Raw genomic sequence first — 18,707 nt, forward strand, 5'->3', positions numbered from 1 at the left:
GCCACCCGCTCGGCAAACGCCCCTTCGCGCTCGGCGCCTTCCCCCTCTGGCCCACTGTAAACATGAGATGTTGCGCCAAGATAGGCCGCGCTCAAGGCGTCATCTGAAACGTCTTCTGACGTCTCAGACCCCAGCAAGCCCTCGATACCCGCGCCATAGGCCCCTGGAGCGGTCCCGAAAATGCGCTCAGGTTTCGCGCTGGTGTCCCTGGTTGCCGATGCCAGCGGGTTCTCGGCGTGCTCCTCTTCGCGCGCGGCGACCAACTTGACGGCTGCGTCCAGGAGGGCGATTTGCGTTGGAAACAGATCGCGGAACAGTCCTGAAATTCGAAACGTAACGTCGACGCGGGGTCGTCCGATCGTAGCGGGCGGCTGAACCTCAACACCGGTTACCCGTCCTGTGGCGGGGTCCCAGACAGGCCGGCAGCCCATGAGCGCAAGGCCCTGCGCGATTTCTTCGCCGCCCGTCCTCAATGTGGAGCTGCCCCACAGATCGATGACCAGCGACCGGGGCATGTCTCCGTGCTCTTGCATGTATCCGCGAACGACCTCTTCCGCCGCACGTTCGCCCAAGGCCATGGCGGTTTGGGTCGGCAGAACGCGCGGATCGGCTGTGTAGAGATTGCGTCCTGTCGGTAGCACGTCGCGCCGTCCCCGTGCCGGCGCTCCAGCTGGGCCCGGCTTCACACGCTTGCCGTCGAGAGCATCAAGGAGCGCGGCGCGCTCCACGTCTGCGCAAGCGCGCCAGTCGGCGTCGTCACAGTGCGGGAGCCGTCCAAAGACATGCAGCCCGTCTTTGACAGCGAGGTCTTTCAGATCGCAGAGCCAGGTATCGATCTTCTGCAACGCTTCCTGTTTGCATTCGCCTTGAGCCAAGCCTGCCTCGGCTGCGAGCCCTGTCTCGATCGCTTTGTCCACGATGAGTCCGGCAAGCCTGTCTCGCCGCCGCGTGTCCAATCCATCGGCGATGGCGTACTCATCGACTAGCTGCTCCAGTTCCAGCGCAGCTCCCGACATCTCCGTACCGGTGAGGGGTGGGGGTAAATGGCCAATGGTCACGGCTGCCACGCGACGTTTGGCCTGTGCGGCCTCGCCCGGGTTGGACACGATGAAGGGATAGAAGACAGGCAGCGCGCCGAGCACGACCTCAGGGTAACACGCGGACGTCAGCGCGACGGCGTGCCCCGGCAGCCACTCCAGCGTGCCATGCGCCCCGAGATGCAAAACAGCATTAGCGCCGATCTCGTATTGAAGCCAAAGACCAAAGGCGAGCAACGCATGGCGCGGCGGCAGAACCGGGTCATGGTAGTTGGCGCGTCGCTCGGTCGTCTTTCCTCGATCAGGCGGAAGCGCTGCCACGAGGTTGCCGAATCGGGCCGCTTGGAAGCGGAACGCGCCATCGCGAAAGTCCGGATCGTCTTGTGGACGACCCCAGGCCTCCCACGTCGTCGCGCCAACCGAAGACGGGACCGTCGCCAAAAGACGCTCATAAGCATTGAGCGTTAGGCTCAGGCCTCCGGTCGGATCTGTGAGGCGTTCGAGTAGCGCGTGCGACTCTGCTGGAACGTCGTCGACAGTGTAACCGGCTTTGCTGAGATCCGTCATCGCCGCCAGCGCGCTTGCGGGCACATCAAGCCCTACTGCATATGCTGCACGGCCGCCGGCGCCAGGATAGTCGGGCAGGACAAGCGCGATCTTCCTTTCTGCGCGCGGCAAGGACCGAAGGCGGGCGACGGCCGCAATCTTGCTGGCGACGGCCTCGATACGGTCGGGCTCCGGGCGGTTGACGCTTCGTTCGAAACCGAGGCTCTCATCCCGGGCATCTTTGTCTTTAAAGCCGAGGGCTCCAGCTAGCACGCGCCCGTCAAGTTCCGGCAACACCACATGCATCGAGAGGTCCGAGGGCCCAAGGCCGCGCGGATTGGAGGTCCAGGCCTCGCGTTGCGTGTTGGCGATGATCGCCTGGAAGACGGGAGCATCGCATCCGTCGAAGACGCCGTCGCCGGCAGCGAACGCCGTCGTAGTCACGATCGCCGATGGCTGGAGCCGATCGAGCGCATCGCGCACAAACGCGATGGCCTTAGGCACTTTCAAGCTGGGAACGAATAGGGGCGCTGGACGCAAACCATGCTTCTTCAGCGCGACGCAGAGCGCGTCGATGGGCGCGGTGTCGGCGGCAAGAAGTGATGCACGGTAGAATAAGATTGGAACGGTGGCCGGCCTCTCTAAACCATCCGTAATCTGATTGTCTTGGGCAATCAGCTTGTCGATATCAGTGATTCTACCATCGTGCGAATAGACGCCCATGAGCGGAAAACTCTGCGGAGCAGGCACCTCGAGTGCTGCGCCCCCAAGCGACGCAAGGCGTCTCAAAAGCCCGCGAAGATTTGCCGAGCCGCCCTCGCGAAAATAGGCCAGCAGCGTTCTGAGTTCCGATTCGTCGATCGTCGATTGCTCGAATAGACGCTGATCGTCTCTGTCTTCGCCGGGTAAAATCGCGAGGGCGACGCCGCGTTCACGGGCGATGGTATGCAGTCTTTCAACGCCGTAGCGCCACCACTCCAGCCCACCCAGAAGCCGAACGACAATCACCTTGGCATGCTGTGCAACCGTCTCAATCCATAAGTCTGTCGACATTGGATGGCGCAGGTCGCGTAAGTGAGCGAGCCGCACAGATGGAATGTTCGCCTTCTCAAGCGTGTATGCGGCCGCGAGGCCTGCGAGGTCCGTGTCCGTAAATGACAATATAGCGATGTCGCCAGGCGTTTGGCCGAGGTCAATCGGCTCGGCAATGTCGTCGAGCGTTGCGCTACTTGTCTGCAGAAGGTGCATCCGCGCTACCTATCGGTTACCCAGACACGGACTCTACACTAGAGCGGGACTCGCTTACCGAACGGGCTTCGTTCCCGGAGAGGGACTTTGCCACCGCGTCGTGGTCTAGACCCTTCAGCCCAATGACGACAACCTTACCCTGGCGGTCCTCGCTCTCGCCCCATGGCCGGTCGAAATAATGATTCACGCGCGGTCCCACAGCCTGGATCAATAGCCGCATCGGTTTTCCTGTCACGGCCGCAAACCCCTTCACGCGCAACACATTGTGTGCCTCGGCAACCTCTGCGATGCGCTTGGAGATGGCCGCCGGATCGTCGACCTCGTCAATCGGGACCACGAGCGTATCGAACTCGTCATGCTCGTGATCGTCCGTGTTGTCGTGGTGGGTCTTGCGGTCTTCGATGTGGTCCTCCGCACCGACCCCAAGGCCCAGCAATGCGGAGGAATCAACCTTGCCCTCAGACACTGTCACCACGCCGATCCCACGCGGAAGAGCGCCGGAAACCGCTGCCTTGGCACGCTCCAAGCCGTCCGTGTCGAGCAGGTCCCGTTTGTTCAGGACAATAAGGTCTGCACAGGCAACCTGGTCCTCGAAGACCTCCTCGATTGGATTGTCGTGGTCCAACGCATCGTCCGCCGCCCGCTGAGCAGACAGTGCCTCCAGATCGGCTGACACCTGTCCTGCAGCAAGCGCGGCGCCGTCTACGACGGCAACGACACCGTCCACCGTTACGCGGTTCTTGATTGCCGGCCAATGGAAGGCCTGAACCAGTGGTTTGGGCAGAGCAAGACCCGACGTTTCGATAACGATGTGATCGACCTGCGGCTCGAGTGCGAGAATCTCATCGAGTGCTGGGACGAACTCGTCAGCAACCGTGCAGCATAGGCAGCCATTGGCAAGCTCAACAATGTTCTCCTCACTGCAGTTCTCGTCGCCGCAGCCCTTTAGGATCTGGCCGTCAATTCCGACATCGCCGAACTCGTTGACGATCACCGCCAGCCGACGCCCATTGGCATTTGCAAGCACGTGGCGGATTAGAGTGGTTTTCCCCGAGCCGAGAAAGCCAGTTACGATCGTGCAGGGAATGCGGGCGACAGACGTCATTCAAAATCCTCCGGGAAGGGGCCAAGTCCTAGGGGTGGGACACGCGCAATAAGACCGCCCTTCAGCGCTTGAGGCCGGCCGCGCCAGGGTAGAATTCCGTCCTCGGCGGTCGCGAGCAGTTTTGCGCCTTCGACCAGTGCCGCTGCGTCATCTGGCGCGTTCAGTTCGCCGAAAACATAGGTCCAGCTGTTCTTCTTGCGCATCGCTGCGCTGAGCGAACGGCTGCAATTCGCCAGGCATTCGACGTGACGAACCGAGACCCCGGTGCCCCGAGCGGCTTCGGTTGTGGCGTCCGCAAGCATCCGCCCGGCCCGAGGTCCCTCGTCAGGATCGCCGGCTAATCGGCATGTCACGCAGACATAGACGATTGGGCCCTCGCGGGTCTCGTCCGTACCATCCTTGTTCGCTTCGGGGACTGCCACCCTGGTGTTTCCTTGGCGCTTCTCAACGAAAAGCAACATCGTGCAGGGTGCAAACCGGCCCACACCGGGGCCGAACAGAAACCAACCGTCGCAGAGGCACCCCGCCCGGCGGACGACTAGATCGACGGCAGGTCTCCTGGCTCCGCGGGTCTCTCCCTAGGCCGCCTTCCCGGGCTCCATCCCAGTGGCATTGGCTTGGGCGCCCAAGATCGATCTGGAAACCGGTCTATGAGCTATCCGCTTACAGTTGCGGGGGCAGCCGCGGATTTGGACATTGTCCTTACCGCGTTCCCTGTTTGCTCGAATTGAGCAACCGTCGATCCTGCACATAAGGCCCTGCGACGAGCGTTTGTCAATGCATCGCAGGGGCTTGCGACCCTGTAGGCGCCTAGTTTTCGCGGTCAGGTTCTTCTTGCGGCGTGCCCCTTGGGCTCTATATTTGAGGCGCCGCAGGTTCCCGCATGAGGCGGGACGCAAGAAGGGAACACGGTGAGGGAAACACTCTAGTCCGTGGCTGCCCCCGCAACTGTTGGTGGCGAGCACCCCTCATTAGGCCACTGGAGCCAGGCTCTGGGAAGACCGAGGGGGAGCGCAGACCCACAAAGCCAGGAGACCTGCCCGCGGCTCAAACCTCGATTGGCGCCCTCGGGTGGAGGGTGCCGAAAGGAAGAATCAATGTCCAAATCGGTGCATGGGGACCCGCTGGGGATTTCTGCGGGCTATACCCGTGCGTTTTTCGCGGGGCGCGCTTAGGCCGTGCCTGACAGCGGCCCTAGGGATCGTGCCAGCCGAGGCAACGAAGGCATCATCTTCGTTCTTGGGGGTGCCCGCTCGGGAAAGAGCCGTTTTGCTGAGAGCCTTGTCGAGAGTCTTCAGCCGCCATGGGTCTATATCGCTACCGCCGAAGCGCATGACGACGAGATGGCGGCACGCATCGCCGAGCACCAAGCCCGTCGCGCGTCCAGTTGGCAGACCCTGGAAGCAGCCCACGAATTGCACGTTGCCATTCGCGGTGCGCCCGAGGACGCCATCGTGCTCGTCGATTGTTTGACATTGTGGCTCTCCAATATCATGCACGGGCCATACGACGTCGGCGATGCCACGGCTCAGCTCGAAGACGCGCTGCGCACTAGGAAGAAGGCGACCGTGCTTGTCTCCAATGAAGTGGGCTTAGGGCTCGTCCCCGAAACGCCTTTGGGACGTGCTTTCAGAGATTCTCAGGGACGCCTCAATCAACGGATCGCCGCCGTAGCCGACCGCGTGATCTTCGTAGTCGCTGGCCAGCCTCTCATTGTGAAGGGAAATGCATGACAAAGACCGTCGACGAGAAGGACCTCGAGCGCCATCGCGCAAAAATGGCGAAGCGCAAAGAGCTTCAAGACGCCGAAGTTGCCGAGAAGACCCTCGAGAAGGGCCTCCTCATCGTCCACACGGGAACCGGTAAGGGTAAAACCACGGCGGCATTCGGTTTGGCCTTGCGCATGATTGGCCGAGGCGAACGCGTCGGCATCGTGCAGTTCGTGAAGGGCGCTTGGCACACTGCCGAACGAGATGCGTTGGAACGGTTCGGGGATCAGGTCGCGTGGTATTCGATGGGCGAAGGCTTCACGTGGGAGACCCAAGACTTGGAACGCGATATTGCGGCGGCTGAACGTGCTTGGGCCAAGGCGGTCGAGTTGATGAACGATCCAAGCTTCAGTCTCGTGATCCTCGATGAGTTGAACATCGCGCTCCGCTACGACTATCTGCCGTTCGACGCGGTCCTGGAAACGCTGAAGGCGCGGCGGCCGGACCTGCATGTCATTGTCACTGGCCGCAACGCAAAACCCAGCCTGATCGAGGCCGCGGACCTCGTGACGGAGATGACCCTCGTGAAGCATCACTTCGCTGCTGGGGTGAAGGCGCAAGCCGGCATCGAATTTTAGCGATGACCGCCCGCGCGCTCATGTTCCAGGGGACGGGTTCCGATGTAGGCAAGTCCCTGATTGTTACCGGGCTGTCGCGTGCGCTTGTCTTGCGTGGACTGAATGTCGCACCGTTCAAGCCGCAGAACATGTCGAACAATGCGGCCGTAACCGCCGATGGTGGCGAGATCGGGCGGGCGCAGGCGCTCCAGGCACGCGCGGCGCGCGTTGCGCCGAGCGTCCACATGAATCCGGTCTTGCTGAAGCCACAAAGCGAGGTCGGCGCGCAGATCGTGGTCCGCGGGCGCATCTACGGCAAGGCCAAGGCTGCGGAATACCAAACACTGAAGCCTGAGTTGATGGGCGCTGTACAGGACAGCTTTGTCCGCCTGAAAGCCGATGCAGATGTCGTTCTGGTGGAGGGAGCGGGTAGCGCATCGGAAGTGAATCTGCGGGCAAACGATATTGCCAATATGGGCTTTGCCAGGGCTGCGGATGTACCGGTCGTGCTGATTGGCGACATCGACCGAGGCGGCGTCATCGCCAGCCTTGCGGGCACGAAAGTCGTGCTCGACCCGAGCGATGCCGCGATGATCTGCGGGTTTCTCGTCAATAAGTTCCGGGGCGACCCAGCCCTGTTTGCTGACGGTATGGCACACATCGCCAACGCAACTGGGTGGCAGGCAATGGGACTAATTCCATTCTTCGCAGGCGCAAGAACCCTGCCAGCGGAAGACGCGCTTGCACTTGAGCAGCAACAAGCGGCCAAGTCCGATGCGAGGTTGAGAGTCGCCGTTGCGGTATTGCCCCACATAGCCAATTTCGATGATCTTGACCCGCTTGCCGCGGAGCCGGCGGTCGAGATCGTCCGTATACGGCCAGGCCAAGCGTTGCCGGGGGATGCGCAGCTTGTCATCCTACCGGGGTCCAAGGCGACACTCTCCGATTTACGGACCTTTCGCGAAGCTGGCTTCGATATCGATCTTGCAGCGCATCTGCGCCGAGGCGGCTGTGTGCTCGGACTTTGCGGCGGTTATCAGATGTTGGGTCGGCTGCTGCGGGACCCGGAGGGTTTTGAGGGTGAGCCTGGTGAAGCCGATGGGCTCGGGCTGCTCGACGTGGAGACGACGCTGACAGGTGAGAAACGTCTCGAGCCAGCGCGGGGGCAAACTTTCGATGGCGTGCCCTTTAAGGGTTATGAAATGCACATGGGCCGTACGGTCGGACCCGATTGCGAACGTGCTTTTGCGAGCCTCGATACCGGTGCGCGCGACGGAGCGGTCTCTGCAAACGGCCAGGTGTTCGGTACGTATGTGCATGGATTGTTTTCGGACGATAGGCAGCGTACCGCATGGCTCAAGCGATTTGCCGCAGGATCGTCGCAGGTTCGATACGACGAGCAGGTCGAGAGCGTTCTTGACACGCTCGCCGCTCATTTGGAGGCGCATGTCGATATCGATGGACTTCTCAAAGCAGCACGCTGATTGCAGCCACGATGGCAATCAGGGCGATCAGCAAGGCATCTGCAACAGCGTAGAGCCGCAGCGCTGTACGAATATCGTGCGCCGTGGCTGCACTGCGGCCCGTCCCCAGCCATGGGTCGAGCGATGGGCCATCCGTTTTGGAGCCGGAATAGTTGCGGGGGCCGCCAAGTGCCAAGCCAAGCGCGCCTGCCATCGCCGCCTCCGGGTATCCTGCATTGGGCGAGGCATGTTTAGCGGCGTCGCGTCGTATCGTCGTCCAGGCCGCGCTCGGGGATGCCTCTTTCGTCAGAGCAGCGGCGCCGACCAAAAGCACTGCCGACAGTCGCGCCCCTGGCAAGTTAACGATGTCGTCCAGCTTGGCCGCGCCCCATCCAAAGTCTTTGTAGCGGGACGAGCGATGGCCGATCATGCTGTCGGCAGTGTTGATTGCTTTGAAGACCGCGCCTCCCGGGAGCCCTGCCAGCGCCAACCAAAAGACCGGCGACACGACGCCATCGGAGAAACTTTCGGCCAAACTCTCGATCGCCGCGCGCGCGACACCCGCTGCGTCGAGCGAGCTCGTGTCACGGCCGACGACGTGCGATACGGCCGTGCGCGCGTCCTCCAAGCTTCCTGTTTCGAGGGCCTCCGCAATGGCGGCGGTATGGGTGTAGAGGCTATGCTGGGCAAGCAATGTGCTGGCCGCAACCGCGACGAAGAACAAGCCGAACGGCAAGAGGAGCAATACGGATTCCAGAAGGAACGCGCAGGCGAAAGTCACGAGCAGCAGCACCAACAATGCGGCGATACCGGCGCGCCGGCGTTCGGCACCCTCCTTGGCGGTATCGTTAAGCCGGTTGTCGAGCCGTCGTATGAGGCTCCCCATCCAGGTCACGGGGTGGCCGATGCGCTGCACGAGCCGCTCCGGATATCCCACGGCGAGCTCGACGAGCATCGCAAGAAGCGCTAGCGGTGCTGCCATGACGTTGCCCGATCCGACCTCATCAAAACCCTCTGCTACACCAAAGGCTGCGCCCTCACCTGAAGCACCCGTGACGCATGGGGGCGACCTCGACGCGGCGCGCGCGCATTTTCCCGGCGCGCCTGAGCCAATCGTCGACCTGTCGACCGGCGTCAACCCTCATCCCTATCCTATCGGGGATATCAGTGTGGAGGTATTTGCACGCCTTCCAGAACCAGCAGCACTAGCGCGGCTCACCAGCATTGCGGCCGTCTTCTACGGTGCGCCGTCGCCGGAGCACGTCGTCACGGCACCCGGGAGCCAGGTTCTCATGGCGATGATCGCGGGTCTGGTTCCACAGGGGCGCGCTACGATGCTTGGTCCGACCTACGCCGAGCATGCGCGTGTCGCCGCGCTTAGCGGTCATGAGGTGAGTACGGTCGAGACCCTCGACAAGTTCGATCAGGCTTCGCTCGCCGTTGTCGTCAATCCCAACAATCCCGATGGTCGTGTCGTGTCCCGCGACGAACTATTGGCTGCGGCGGAGCGCACAACACGGCAAGGAGGCGTTCTTGTCTCGGACGAGGCGTTCATGGAGGTTGGCCCTGAAAGTACAAGCCTGGCGAACGGCGTTGATCTGGCGCCGATCGCAGTGCTGCGGTCGTTCGGAAAGTTCTTCGGTCTCTCAGGATTGCGGCTCAGTTTTGCCGTAACCAGCCCCCAACTCGCCAGCCAGCTACGAGCTCGTCTTGGCCCTTGGCCTGTATCAGGACCGGCTATTTCAATCGGTTCGACTGCGCTTGCCGATCAGGCCTGGATAACGGAGACGCGTGTCAGGTTGAGCGCTGCCTCGAAAAGACTGACAAGTTTGCTTCAAAGGTCGGGTCTCGCGACGATTGGCCGAACGGACTTGTTCTGCCTTGTCAGAACGCAGGACGCCGAGCAGGTTTTCGCGACCCTCGGAGAGGCCGGTGTTTATGTACGCCGTTTCGATGAGTATCCGCAGCTGCTGCGGTTCGGTCTTCCGGGAAAGGAAATAGAATGGCGGCGCCTGAGCGACGCGCTTCAGGCCCTGTCCTAACAGGGTGGATCTTGCTGCGGGGCGCTAGTGGGCCCAGCGGCGGTTGTAATGCTCAGCCAGCTCGATGCTGCCCTGCGCTTCTTCGGGCAGCAGTCTCGCGATCACGCCCATGGCTAATTCCACGGATACCTCGCTGCCGCCGCACTCTTTGAGTTGATCTCGAAGCCAGCCATAGACTTCCTCATCGCCGGATTTCAGCCCTACGGCGATTTCTTCGAGCATCTGCACCAACGATTCGGCTGCCATCGCGTCCTCCAATCGAACAAAGCCCAAGGGAGAAGAGGGGCTTGCAGTTGGGTTAAAGCGGTACTGGTGCGATTCTTCCCCGAAACAAGCATACCTCAATGGTGCGTCTGCGAAGTTGCCCAGGAGCCACAGTCGGCTGTTTTCTACTCTACTGGCTGGGTCCGAGCGTGAAGGCGGGCATGTGCTCATCGGGATCGTTTGGCCCGGTGAAGGGAATTGGTTTCGCCGAGGCCGACGATACCGGAGCTGTATCGTCTGCAGCCACGAATACCCCCTGCTTAGGTTGCGGACGGCAGTAATGCTTGCCGCTGCGCGTCACGTTGGTGATGAGCAGGTCCACATGGAAGTGATTGTAGTGGGCGCGGTCGCTGCCGGGTCCGAGAACCGTGTAGAACTCTCGGCAGGCACCCGCAAAGGTCTCCCGCAGAAAGGCTTTTTCGGCCGGCGTACCGCGCCACCAGCCCTTCACAACCGTAATTGTGCGTCCGTCCGCGAGCGTAAATCCGGCGATATCCAGAGCATTGCCGAACGAGTGCTCGGATAGCTTTCCCGTCCGTTTGCCGTTGCGACCGCGGCAGCTATAGGACGAGATTTGCTTGATCTCGACCACAGGCTGACGGAATTGCCGCATCGCGGCTCGCTGAACGGAATTGTGGATCCAACGGTCCAGCGCGGCCGTCATGGGGCAGCCCATTGTAGCCGGAGGGGACACGCGGACGCGCCCTCCCAGCGCAGCCGAAACCCGCAGAGGCGCCACTATGCCGCAGGCACTGCGGCCGCGGATTGACGAGACCTGGGTCACGTAGGGCGACGCGCGCACCTTGCCCGAGGCCATGCATCGTGCCTCCGCACGATCCCGCCATTCCGCACGCGTATCGCGCGGAACGCCACCACCGCCACATGAGCTGAGAAGGACCGAAGCTGCGAGAGCTGCGGCCATGGACGCAATACGAACCCCGAACATGGGCAAGACTCTGTGCCTGAGGTCGTGAACAAATCTTCAATGCGGCGCCATTTAAGCGTAGGGAATCGCGAACGAATTGCAGCCAGTAATTCCCTAGGTGAGGCCCAACAACCTGCACGCCCTTGCGGTGATAGACTGCGACCTCTTGAAGTAGCCCTCCCAGGGGTCGCTTTTCAGCCGTGAGAGGCGCGCCGGCAACGTCTTCACCGTGTACGGTGCCCCGCTCTTCAGGTTACCGAGTTCATCCCAGCGCAACGGCGTGGCCACCGGTGCACCGGGCTTGGCGCGGGGCGAGTAGCAGCTGATCGCGGAGTTTCCGGGAGCATTTCGGAGGTAATCGACGAAGATCTTCCCTGTCCGGGTGCGCTTCAGCGGGTTTGCCGTGTAGCGATCGGGCGCGTCGGCCACGAGGGCCTCGGCCACAGCGCGAGCGAATTTCTTTACGTCGTCCCAGCCAGCCTTCGGTCTCAGAGGAGCCACGACATGCAAGCCCTTGCCGCCTGTGGCCTTGAGAAAGCTGGTGAGGTGGAGCTCCAACAGAAAGTCGCGGACCTGCTGTGCCGCGAGACGCAAGACCTCGAAGCCGAGCGCCTCGTCCGGGTCGAGATCGAAAACCAAGCGATCGGGCGTTTCGAGGGAGTCGATGGAGACGCCCCAATCGTGGATTTCAAGCGTTCCGATTTGAGTCAACGCTATGAGGCCGCCGGGATCTTCGATGTAGAGGTAGGGGCGGTCCGTACCTCCGCCCGGAACCTCGACCTCTTTTATGGCGGCTGACATGCCCTTCGTCGCATGCCGCTGAAAAAAGCGCGGACCGCCAAGCCCAGCCGGACAGCGGACGAGGCTGATTGGCCGCCGCTGGACATAAGGCAGCATAGCCGCCGAGACCTCGGCGTCGTACGCAGCGAGGTCCTGCTTCGTCAGGCCGATCGACGGGTAGAGGACTCTGTCTGGATTGGTGAGCGTGATGCCCTTACATGAGAGCCGATCAGGCTCAGCCGTTGTTTTCTCGGCCGCCATTGTGCGCTCTCCGTCTCTATCTTGCTCCGCCCAGAATGCCACGTCTCCGGCAACTTCCGAAATGCAGCTGTACCAATTGCCCTGCGCCATCGCTTGCACCTAGAGGCGATCAGTGGTTGCTTGCCGCCTATCGGTAAAGGTCAGGTGACCGAAGAATGACGGTTTCAACAAATGCCTCCGGCTGAGAAACAGCGCCAGACGCTTAAGGCCGCCGCCGTCATCACCGGGGCCACCCGAGGTATCGGTCGGGCTCTCGCAGATGAGTTCGCCAAGAATGGCCATGCGGTGATGCTTACGGGACGTGACGAGGCGCGCCTTGCCGAGGCGGCTGACGCGATCAGGGCAACGCACAATGTCCCCGTCTACTCTGTCGCGTGCGATCTGGCTGGGCCGGATGCTGGAAACAAAATAGAGCGCGCACTTAAGGACCAGGGCTTGTATTGCGAGTCGCTGGTGAACAACGCGGCGATGATGACGGCCGGCCATTTTTGGGAGCAGGACCCGGACACGTTGGCTAAGACAATTGACGTCAATCTTCGCGCAACGATCGATCTCACGCGCCGCTTTCTGCCAGACATGATAGCGCGTGGGGCGGGCGGCGTCCTTAACGTGTCCTCGGTCGAGGGCTTTATGCCGGTTCCTTATCAGGCGACCTACGCCGCGACGAAAGCCGCGCTCATCTCATGGAGCCGCGCTCTCGCGTATGAGGTAATGGGAACGGGGGTGCGTGTGTGCATGGTCGCCCCTGGCGTCATCGATACGGATATTCATGCAACAGGTGGTGCCCAAAACTCGGTCTATGCGATCCACCTGCCTCGAATGACGCCCGAACATATATCCGAGGCGGCCTATCGCCGTTTCAAGCGTGGCAATTGGGTCATTATCGAAGGCTGGCTAAACCGCACCGTCGTCGCCCTCGCACGCTTCGTGCCAGGTTATTTCCTAATTCCGACATCAGGCTGGTTTTTCAGTGTGCGCGACGAAAGCGGCGTTCCGGTCGAACCCAAAACGCTTGAGCATCCGGAATCAGAACCACGAAAAAAGTGACGAACGAGACACATATGGTGGAGCCGAGGGGAGTCGAACCCCTGACCTCAGCAGTGCGATTGCTGCGCTCTCCCAACTGAGCTACGGCCCCATTTTGAGGCCAGCATTTAGGGAGCGCCCTTCCGCTCTGTCAAGCAAGGCCAGCGCGGACTTTCGATATCTCAAACGTATTCCCGCTTGGCTCCGGCGCTGGAAGTGAAGTACCGGCTGGTTCAAACGATCAGGCTTTTCGTCGCGGGGCTTGCCCTTGGGCGCGCGCGTCCGCTACATGGGGTTCGAGGCCGCACGAGGAGGGGCCGCTAGATGGTGCCTTTAATCGGATTCATTGCCCTGGTTATCGACCTCTTCATTTGGGTTGTCATCGCGAGCGCGATACTGAGCTGGCTAATCGCATTCAACGTGGTCAATACGAACAACCGTTTCGTCTATTCGATTGCTGAAGCGCTGTACCGCGTAACCGAACCCGCGCTCGCTCCGATCCGAAGCTTTTTGCCCAATCTTGGCGGTATTGATATCTCGCCAGTGATCCTCATCCTTCTCCTGCTCTTCGTCCGCGACGTGGTGCTCCTAGGCTGGCTGCTCCCAGCCTTCGTCTAAGGTTCCCATGAGCGACGGCGTTTCCGGAATCCGTACGCCCGAGCTGAAAATTCGCCAAACGGAGCGCGGCATCGCGATTGCCATACGTGTTACGCCCAGTGCCGCGCGGGATGCCATAGACGGCCTCGGCGAGTTCGGCGGCGATCCGGTATTGAAGGCACGCGTGCGCGCCGTACCCGAAGACGGCAAAGCCAACGTCGCGCTCGAAGCACTGGTTGCCGATTGGCTCCACGTCCCGCGCTCAACTGTCACTGTGATTCAAGGAGCCAAGTCGCGGATCAAGATCGTTTCCATCGATGGGAATGCGATAGGCTTATCGGCTCTGGTCGCCGCGCGCCTTGCGAAACTCCGAAGCGCCGGTCTCTAAGCGGCAGCAATCTCTGCGGCAATGGCCTCGGCTGCTGCGCGCGGATCGTCGGCACGCGTGATGGGTCGCCCAATGACAAGGTAGTTCGCCCCTGCTCTGACAGCGTCGGACGGAGTCACAATCCGAGCCTGATCGTGCGGATCTGCGCCGGCTGGCCGAATGCCCGGCGTAACGATCAAGAAGTTGCGCAGACGCTCGTGGAGTGCTGCGGCCTCTTTCCCCGAGGCAACGATTCCGTCGAACCCTGCGCCTTGCGCCAGGCGCGCCCGCTCCTGAACGAGAGCAAGTGGAGGCATGTCAATTCCCTGCTCGCCGAGGTCCGCACGGTCGAGATTGGTGAGCACCGTGACACCAAGGAGTTTCATCGCGCTGTCGCCGCGTCCGCGAACAGCCGCATCCAAGGTCTTGCGATCAGTTGCATGCACGGTGAGGAACTGCGCGCCGGTATCGGCGATTGCCGCAGTTGCCCGCTCCACTGTCGCCTCGATATCGAGCAATTTGGCGTCGAGGAGCACCTTGTGGCCTTTCCTCAACAGCTCCTCGGTAAAACCAAGACCGCCGCGATAGATTAGCTCAAGGCCGATCTTGTAAACGCCCACGCTGTCGCCGAGCCGATCGACGAGGGTGCGCGCCTCTCCAAGGTCGGCGACATCGAGTGCCACAACGATACGATCTTTCGGCGTCAAACCCTCAGTCGTCATAATCTCTCCCCCAGGACGTTCTCTGTCTTAAGCGGTAAGCCTCCGCGCGGCAACGGCCAGCGCCTCGATGACATTTGCGAAGGATTTCTGCCGTGCCTCGTCCACAAGGCTTCCATCGTCGTCGAAGGCCTTTATCGCGCCGGGCAGAGCCATCTGTTGCGGAATTACCTGCGCACCAAAACCTACCGCGAGAATCTCTCGGAGCTGCAGAAGCGACCGCATGGCGCCGAAATAGCCAGGCGATGTTCCAGCGATCGCGAAGACGCGCGTTTGAAAGACATTAGGTTCCGTCTGTACACGGCTGACCCAGTCGAGCGTATTCTTTAGCAAAGCGGGAATACCGGCGTTGTATTCGGGCGTGACGATCATCACGCCGTCGTACTCGCCCAGCAGAGCCTTGAAGGCCCGAGCGCGTTCGGGAACGCCCTCGGTGGCCTCCAGGTCACCGTGATAGATCGGCATGTGATAATCCGCGAGATCGGCGAAGACCGCCTCGATACCGTTCGCCTCGGCGATCTTCTGCCCAAGACGGGCAAGCTTCTTGTTGTGAGATCCCTCTCGAGCGCTCCCTGCGAAAAACAACAAACGCATTAGCGTCTCCGTACTTGTTTGACACTTGCACCGCCCCGCCATGACCACCCGGCGAAGTGCGCAGGTGCCGCCCTCCTTTTGTCCGCGCGACGATGCATGTGGGGACTGCTCGGTGAAAGCAAAAGAGGCTGGCGAGCAATCTGTCGTCGAATTCGCATGATGAAGACGCCGGCGATGCGCCTACTCTCCGATACCGTCGAAAAACTCCTTCACGCGGGCGAAAAAGCCAGCCGACTCCGGGCTCGTCTCAGCATTCGACATGTCTTCAAATTCCCGAAGGAGGTCACGCTGCTTGCGTGTAAGATTTTTCGGAGTTTCGACCTCGACCTGAATGTACAGATCGCCTTGCTGCCGGGAGCGCAAGATCGGCATGCCCTTGCCCTTGAGACGAAACTGTTTGCCACTCTCGCTTCCCTCCGGGATCTTCACGCGGCTGCGCCCACCATCGATGGTCGGAACCTCGATCTGACCACCAAGCGCGGCAGTCGTCATGGCGATTGGCACACGGCAAAACAAATCTGCGCCGTCGCGCTGGAAGAACTCATGGGGCTTGATTGCCAGGAAAATATACAGATCGCCGGGCGGACCGCCGCGCAGACCGGCCTCGCCTTCGCCTGCCAGTCGAATACGTGTGCCGTCTTCGACGCCTTCTGGGATTGTCACAGAAAGCGTCCGCTCGCGCGTCACGCGCCCTGATCCCTGGCAATTCGTGCATGGATCCTCGATGACCTCGCCGCGGCCATCGCAGGTTGGGCATGTTCGTTCGATCGTGAAGAAACCTTGGCTGGCGCGCACTTTGCCGGCGCCGCCGCATGTCCTGCACGTGACAGGGGATGTCCCCGGCTTGGCTCCAGTACCCGAACACACTTCGCAGGTGACGCTGGTCGGAACGCGGATCTGAGCGTTGCGGCCCTCATAAGCCTCAGCCAGGGAAATATGCATGTTGTAGCGGAGGTCTGCCCCACGTTCTCGCCCCGAGCGCTGGCGGGGCCGGCGCGCGCCCATGAACTCTCCGAAGAGATCGTCGAACATGGCTGACATGGACTCAGAGAAGTCAGCGCCAAAGCCGTGCGCCCCTGCCCCGCCACCAAAGCCCGAACGGCCATCGAAGGCCGCATGGCCGAACCGGTCATAGGCCGCACGGCGCTGAGGGTCCTTCAAGACCTCGTAAGCTTCATTGACAATCTTGAAGCGCTCTTCGGCAGCTTCATCCCCCCCATGCCGATCTGGGTGACATTCCTTCGCGAGCCGCCGGAACGCGGATTTGATCTCGACATCGTTGGCGCCGCGGGCAACGCCCAGGACCTCATAGTAGCACTGCTTCGCCATCACCCCTCCGGACCCTCCTGCCTCGTTCGCTTGCGAACAGGCCACATGCGGGCCTCTCTTTGGGTAGTTCGCGGAGCCCGGGGCGAACCGGACTCCGCTGCGTTATTGGATCTTGCCGCTATGCGGACTTCTTATCGTCGTCGTCTTTGACTTCCTCAAAGTCGACGTCGACCACATTCTCGTCGCCGCCATCGCCTCCGGGCGCATCTGCGGACGGCCCTTCTGCCCCGGCCTCGGCGTCGTTCGACTGATACATAGCCTCGCCCAGCTTCATGGAAGCCTGTGCGAGCGCCTCAAGCTTTTGCTTGATGTCTTCGACGTCTTCGCCCTCGGCTGCTGTCTTCACGTCGGCTGCGGCCGCCTCGATGGCGGCCTTGTCCTCGGCCGATACCTTGTCACCGAAATCGGTGAGCATCTTCTCAGTGGAATGGATCAGTGCTTCGGACTGGTTGCGGACCTCTACAAGTTCACGCCGCTTCTTGTCCTCTTCGGCATGGCTCTCCGCTTCTTTGACCATCCGATCGATGTCCGCGTCTGACAAACCGCCAGAGGCCTGGATCCGTATTGACTGCTCCTTGCCGGTCGCCTTGTCTGCGGCCGAGACGTTCACGATGCCATTGGCGTCGATATCGAACGTAACTTCGATCTGAGGCACGCCGCGCGGTGCGGGAGGAATACCGACAAGATCGAACTGACCGAGCAGCTTGTTGTCTGCGGCCATTTCGCGTTCGCCTTGGAACACGCGGATCGTTACAGCATTCTGGTTGTCCTCGGCGGTGGAGAAGACTTGGCTCTTTTTCGTCGGGATCGTCGTATTGCGATCAATGAGACGGGTGAACACACCGCCGAGCGTTTCGATGCCCAGCGACAGCGGCGTCACGTCGAGCAGCAGCACGTCCTTGACGTCGCCCTGCAACACGCCTGCCTGAATAGCAGCGCCAATCGCCACGACTTCGTCGGGGTTCACGCCCTTGTGGGGCTCCTTGCCGAAGAAGTTCTTCACCGTTTCGGCGACTTTCGGCATGCGCGTCATGCCGCCGACAAGGATGACTTCGTTGATGTCTCCCGCCTTCAGACCGGCGTCCTTAAGCGCAGCCTCGCACGGTGCAATAGTCCGCTTGATGAGATCCTCCACGAGGCTCTCCAGCTTTGCGCGGGTCAGCTTCATGGTCAGGTGCTTTGGACCGGATTGATCGGCCGTGATGAACGGGAGGTTGACTTCCGTTTGCTGCGTGGACGACAGCTCAATCTTCGCCTTCTCGGCCGCCTCCTTGAGGCGCTGCAGGGCGAGCTTGTCGCCGCGCAGATCGATACCGCTTTCCTTCTTGAATTCATCGGCCAGGTAGTCGACGAGCCGCATGTCGAAGTCCTCGCCACCGAGGAAGGTGTCGCCGTTGGTCGACTTCACTTCAAATACGCCATCGCCGATTTCGAGGATCGAAACGTCGAACGTTCCGCCGCCAAGATCGTACACGGCGATTGTTTGGCCATCCTTCTTCTCGAGGCCATAAGCAAGCGCTGCCGCCGTCGGCTCGTTAATGATACGCAGAACCTCAAGGCCGGCGATTTTACCCGCATCCTTTGTGGCCTGGCGCTGTGCATCGTTGAAATAGGCTGGAACCGTGATGACGGCCTGCTCAACCTTCTGTCCCAGATGGGCCTCGGCAGTCTCCTTCATCTTCTGAAGGATGTAAGCGGAGATCTGAGAGGGTGAGTATTTCTTGCCGTGGGACTCAACCCAGGCATCGCCATTGTCCGCCTTTATGATTTGGTACGGAACAAGCTTCTGATCTTTGGCAACCGTTGGATCGTCGAAACGGCGCCCGATCAAACGCTTGATCGCAAAAAAGGTGTTCTCCGGGTTGGTAACGGCTTGGCGCTTGGCTGGCAGGCCGACCAGCACTTCATCGTCGTCGGCGAATGCCACCATGGATGGCGTCGTGCGCATACCCTCCGCGTTCTCGATAACCTTCGGGCTTGTCCCATCCATGACCGCGACGCAGGAATTTGTCGTGCCGAGGTCGATACCAATAACTTTAGCCATTTCGGAGCCTCTCTTTTCTGGCAAACCGTCCGGG

18 protein-coding genes, 1 tRNA gene and 2 riboswitches are annotated in these 18,707 nt (G+C 61.1%); of the genes, 7 read left to right on the forward strand and 12 right to left on the reverse strand.

The genetic code is table 11. The annotated features are described in order from the left end of the window. From cobN to AC33YF_RS05680, 3 genes are all read right to left on the reverse strand, one after another. On the reverse strand, positions 1-2,831 hold a 2,831-nt coding region (gene cobN, locus AC33YF_RS05670), incomplete at its 3' end, for a cobaltochelatase subunit CobN (protein WP_491776232.1). A gap of 16 nt (positions 2,832-2,847) precedes the next feature. Then, positions 2,848-3,936 carry a cobalamin biosynthesis protein CobW gene (cobW, locus tag AC33YF_RS05675; RefSeq protein WP_491776233.1) on the reverse strand — a complete coding sequence of 363 codons (1,089 nt, stop codon included), beginning with the start codon at positions 3,934-3,936 and terminating at the stop codon, positions 2,848-2,850. After that, the gene (locus tag AC33YF_RS05680) at positions 3,933-4,358 is read right to left on the reverse strand and encodes a DUF1636 family protein (protein WP_491776234.1); all 426 of its coding nucleotides are present in this window, start codon (positions 4,356-4,358) and stop codon (positions 3,933-3,935) included. Before AC33YF_RS05680 ends, cobW begins: the two co-directional genes overlap by 4 nt. Before the next feature lie 109 nt (positions 4,359-4,467). Further along, positions 4,468-4,691, reverse strand: a riboswitch (cobalamin riboswitch). 101 nt (positions 4,692-4,792) lie between these two features. Continuing rightward, positions 4,793-4,994, forward strand: a riboswitch (cobalamin riboswitch). Positions 4,995-5,114: 120 nt separating this feature from the next. Here AC33YF_RS05680 and cobU point away from each other — a divergent pair. From cobU to AC33YF_RS05695, 3 genes are read left to right on the forward strand one after another with little or no spacing between them, the layout of a single operon-like run. Next, a complete protein-coding gene (gene cobU, locus AC33YF_RS05685) occupies positions 5,115-5,669 on the forward strand; it encodes a bifunctional adenosylcobinamide kinase/adenosylcobinamide-phosphate guanylyltransferase (protein ID WP_491776235.1) in 555 nt (184 codons plus the stop codon). Continuing rightward, positions 5,666-6,283 carry a cob(I)yrinic acid a,c-diamide adenosyltransferase gene (gene cobO, locus AC33YF_RS05690; RefSeq protein WP_491776236.1) on the forward strand — a complete coding sequence of 206 codons (618 nt, stop codon included), beginning with the start codon at positions 5,666-5,668 and terminating at the stop codon, positions 6,281-6,283. Before cobU ends, cobO begins: the two co-directional genes overlap by 4 nt. Before the next feature lie 2 nt (positions 6,284-6,285). Then, positions 6,286-7,746, forward strand: coding sequence for a cobyric acid synthase (locus tag AC33YF_RS05695; protein WP_491776237.1), 1,461 nt, complete (start codon positions 6,286-6,288; stop codon positions 7,744-7,746). Here AC33YF_RS05695 and cbiB read toward each other — a convergent pair. Beyond that, complete coding sequence (gene cbiB / locus AC33YF_RS05700) at positions 7,730-8,707, reverse strand: adenosylcobinamide-phosphate synthase CbiB (RefSeq protein WP_491776238.1); 978 nt, start codon at positions 8,705-8,707, stop codon at positions 7,730-7,732. The two genes, AC33YF_RS05695 and cbiB, sit on opposite strands and share 17 nt — an antisense overlap. Between cbiB and cobD the strand changes: the two genes are divergently transcribed. Continuing rightward, the gene (cobD, locus tag AC33YF_RS05705) at positions 8,706-9,767 is read left to right on the forward strand and encodes a threonine-phosphate decarboxylase CobD (protein WP_491776239.1); all 1,062 of its coding nucleotides are present in this window, start codon (positions 8,706-8,708) and stop codon (positions 9,765-9,767) included. The two genes, cbiB and cobD, sit on opposite strands and share 2 nt — an antisense overlap. Positions 9,768-9,791: 24 nt before the next feature. Here cobD and AC33YF_RS05710 read toward each other — a convergent pair whose 3' ends face one another. The 3 genes from AC33YF_RS05710 to ligD all read right to left on the reverse strand — a co-directional run bounded on the left by AC33YF_RS05710 (position 9,792) and on the right by ligD (position 12,087). Further along, complete coding sequence (locus AC33YF_RS05710; protein ID WP_069443941.1) at positions 9,792-10,013, reverse strand: hypothetical protein; 222 nt, start codon at positions 10,011-10,013, stop codon at positions 9,792-9,794. A gap of 148 nt (positions 10,014-10,161) precedes the next feature. After that, positions 10,162-10,977 carry an extensin-like domain-containing protein gene (locus AC33YF_RS05715; RefSeq protein ID WP_491776240.1) on the reverse strand — a complete coding sequence of 272 codons (816 nt, stop codon included), beginning with the start codon at positions 10,975-10,977 and terminating at the stop codon, positions 10,162-10,164. Between the two features lie 93 nt (positions 10,978-11,070). Next, positions 11,071-12,087, reverse strand: coding sequence for a non-homologous end-joining DNA ligase (ligD, locus tag AC33YF_RS05720; protein ID WP_491776241.1), 1,017 nt, complete (start codon positions 12,085-12,087; stop codon positions 11,071-11,073). Positions 12,088-12,168: 81 nt separating this feature from the next. Here ligD and AC33YF_RS05725 point away from each other — a divergent pair, with 81 nt between their 5' ends. Continuing rightward, positions 12,169-13,044, forward strand: coding sequence for an SDR family NAD(P)-dependent oxidoreductase (locus tag AC33YF_RS05725; protein ID WP_491776242.1), 876 nt, complete (start codon positions 12,169-12,171; stop codon positions 13,042-13,044). 15 nt (positions 13,045-13,059) lie between these two features. On the opposite strand, the gene AC33YF_RS05730 is transcribed toward AC33YF_RS05725, so the two are convergent. Beyond that, positions 13,060-13,135: transfer RNA gene (locus tag AC33YF_RS05730), tRNA-Ala, on the reverse strand. A 212-nt stretch (positions 13,136-13,347) separates the two neighbouring features. On the opposite strand from AC33YF_RS05730, the gene AC33YF_RS05735 reads away from it, so the two are divergent. Beyond that, positions 13,348-13,641 carry a YggT family protein gene (locus AC33YF_RS05735; protein WP_491776243.1) on the forward strand — a complete coding sequence of 98 codons (294 nt, stop codon included), beginning with the start codon at positions 13,348-13,350 and terminating at the stop codon, positions 13,639-13,641. Positions 13,642-13,648: 7 nt separating this feature from the next. Next, entirely contained in the window at positions 13,649-14,008 is a 360-nt protein-coding gene (locus AC33YF_RS05740; RefSeq protein ID WP_491776244.1) for a DUF167 family protein, read from the forward strand. On the opposite strand, the gene pyrF is transcribed toward AC33YF_RS05740, so the two are convergent. The 4 genes from pyrF to dnaK form a co-directional block, all read right to left on the reverse strand. Further along, a complete protein-coding gene (pyrF, locus tag AC33YF_RS05745; RefSeq protein ID WP_491776245.1) occupies positions 14,005-14,709 on the reverse strand; it encodes an orotidine-5'-phosphate decarboxylase in 705 nt (234 codons plus the stop codon). The two genes, AC33YF_RS05740 and pyrF, sit on opposite strands and share 4 nt — an antisense overlap. A 27-nt stretch (positions 14,710-14,736) precedes the next feature. Beyond that, positions 14,737-15,300, reverse strand: a complete 564-nt coding sequence (locus tag AC33YF_RS05750) for an NADPH-dependent FMN reductase (RefSeq protein WP_491776246.1) — start codon at positions 15,298-15,300, stop codon at positions 14,737-14,739. Between the two features lie 180 nt (positions 15,301-15,480). Further along, entirely contained in the window at positions 15,481-16,629 is a 1,149-nt protein-coding gene (gene dnaJ / locus AC33YF_RS05755; RefSeq protein ID WP_491776247.1) for a molecular chaperone DnaJ, read from the reverse strand. A 118-nt stretch (positions 16,630-16,747) separates the two neighbouring features. After that, positions 16,748-18,673: a molecular chaperone DnaK gene (dnaK, locus tag AC33YF_RS05760; RefSeq protein WP_491776248.1), complete on the reverse strand. Its 1,926-nt coding sequence runs from the start codon at positions 18,671-18,673 to the stop codon at positions 16,748-16,750. Between the last annotated feature and the right edge of the window lie 34 nt (positions 18,674-18,707).

This window comes from Methyloceanibacter sp. (assembly GCF_058506495.1).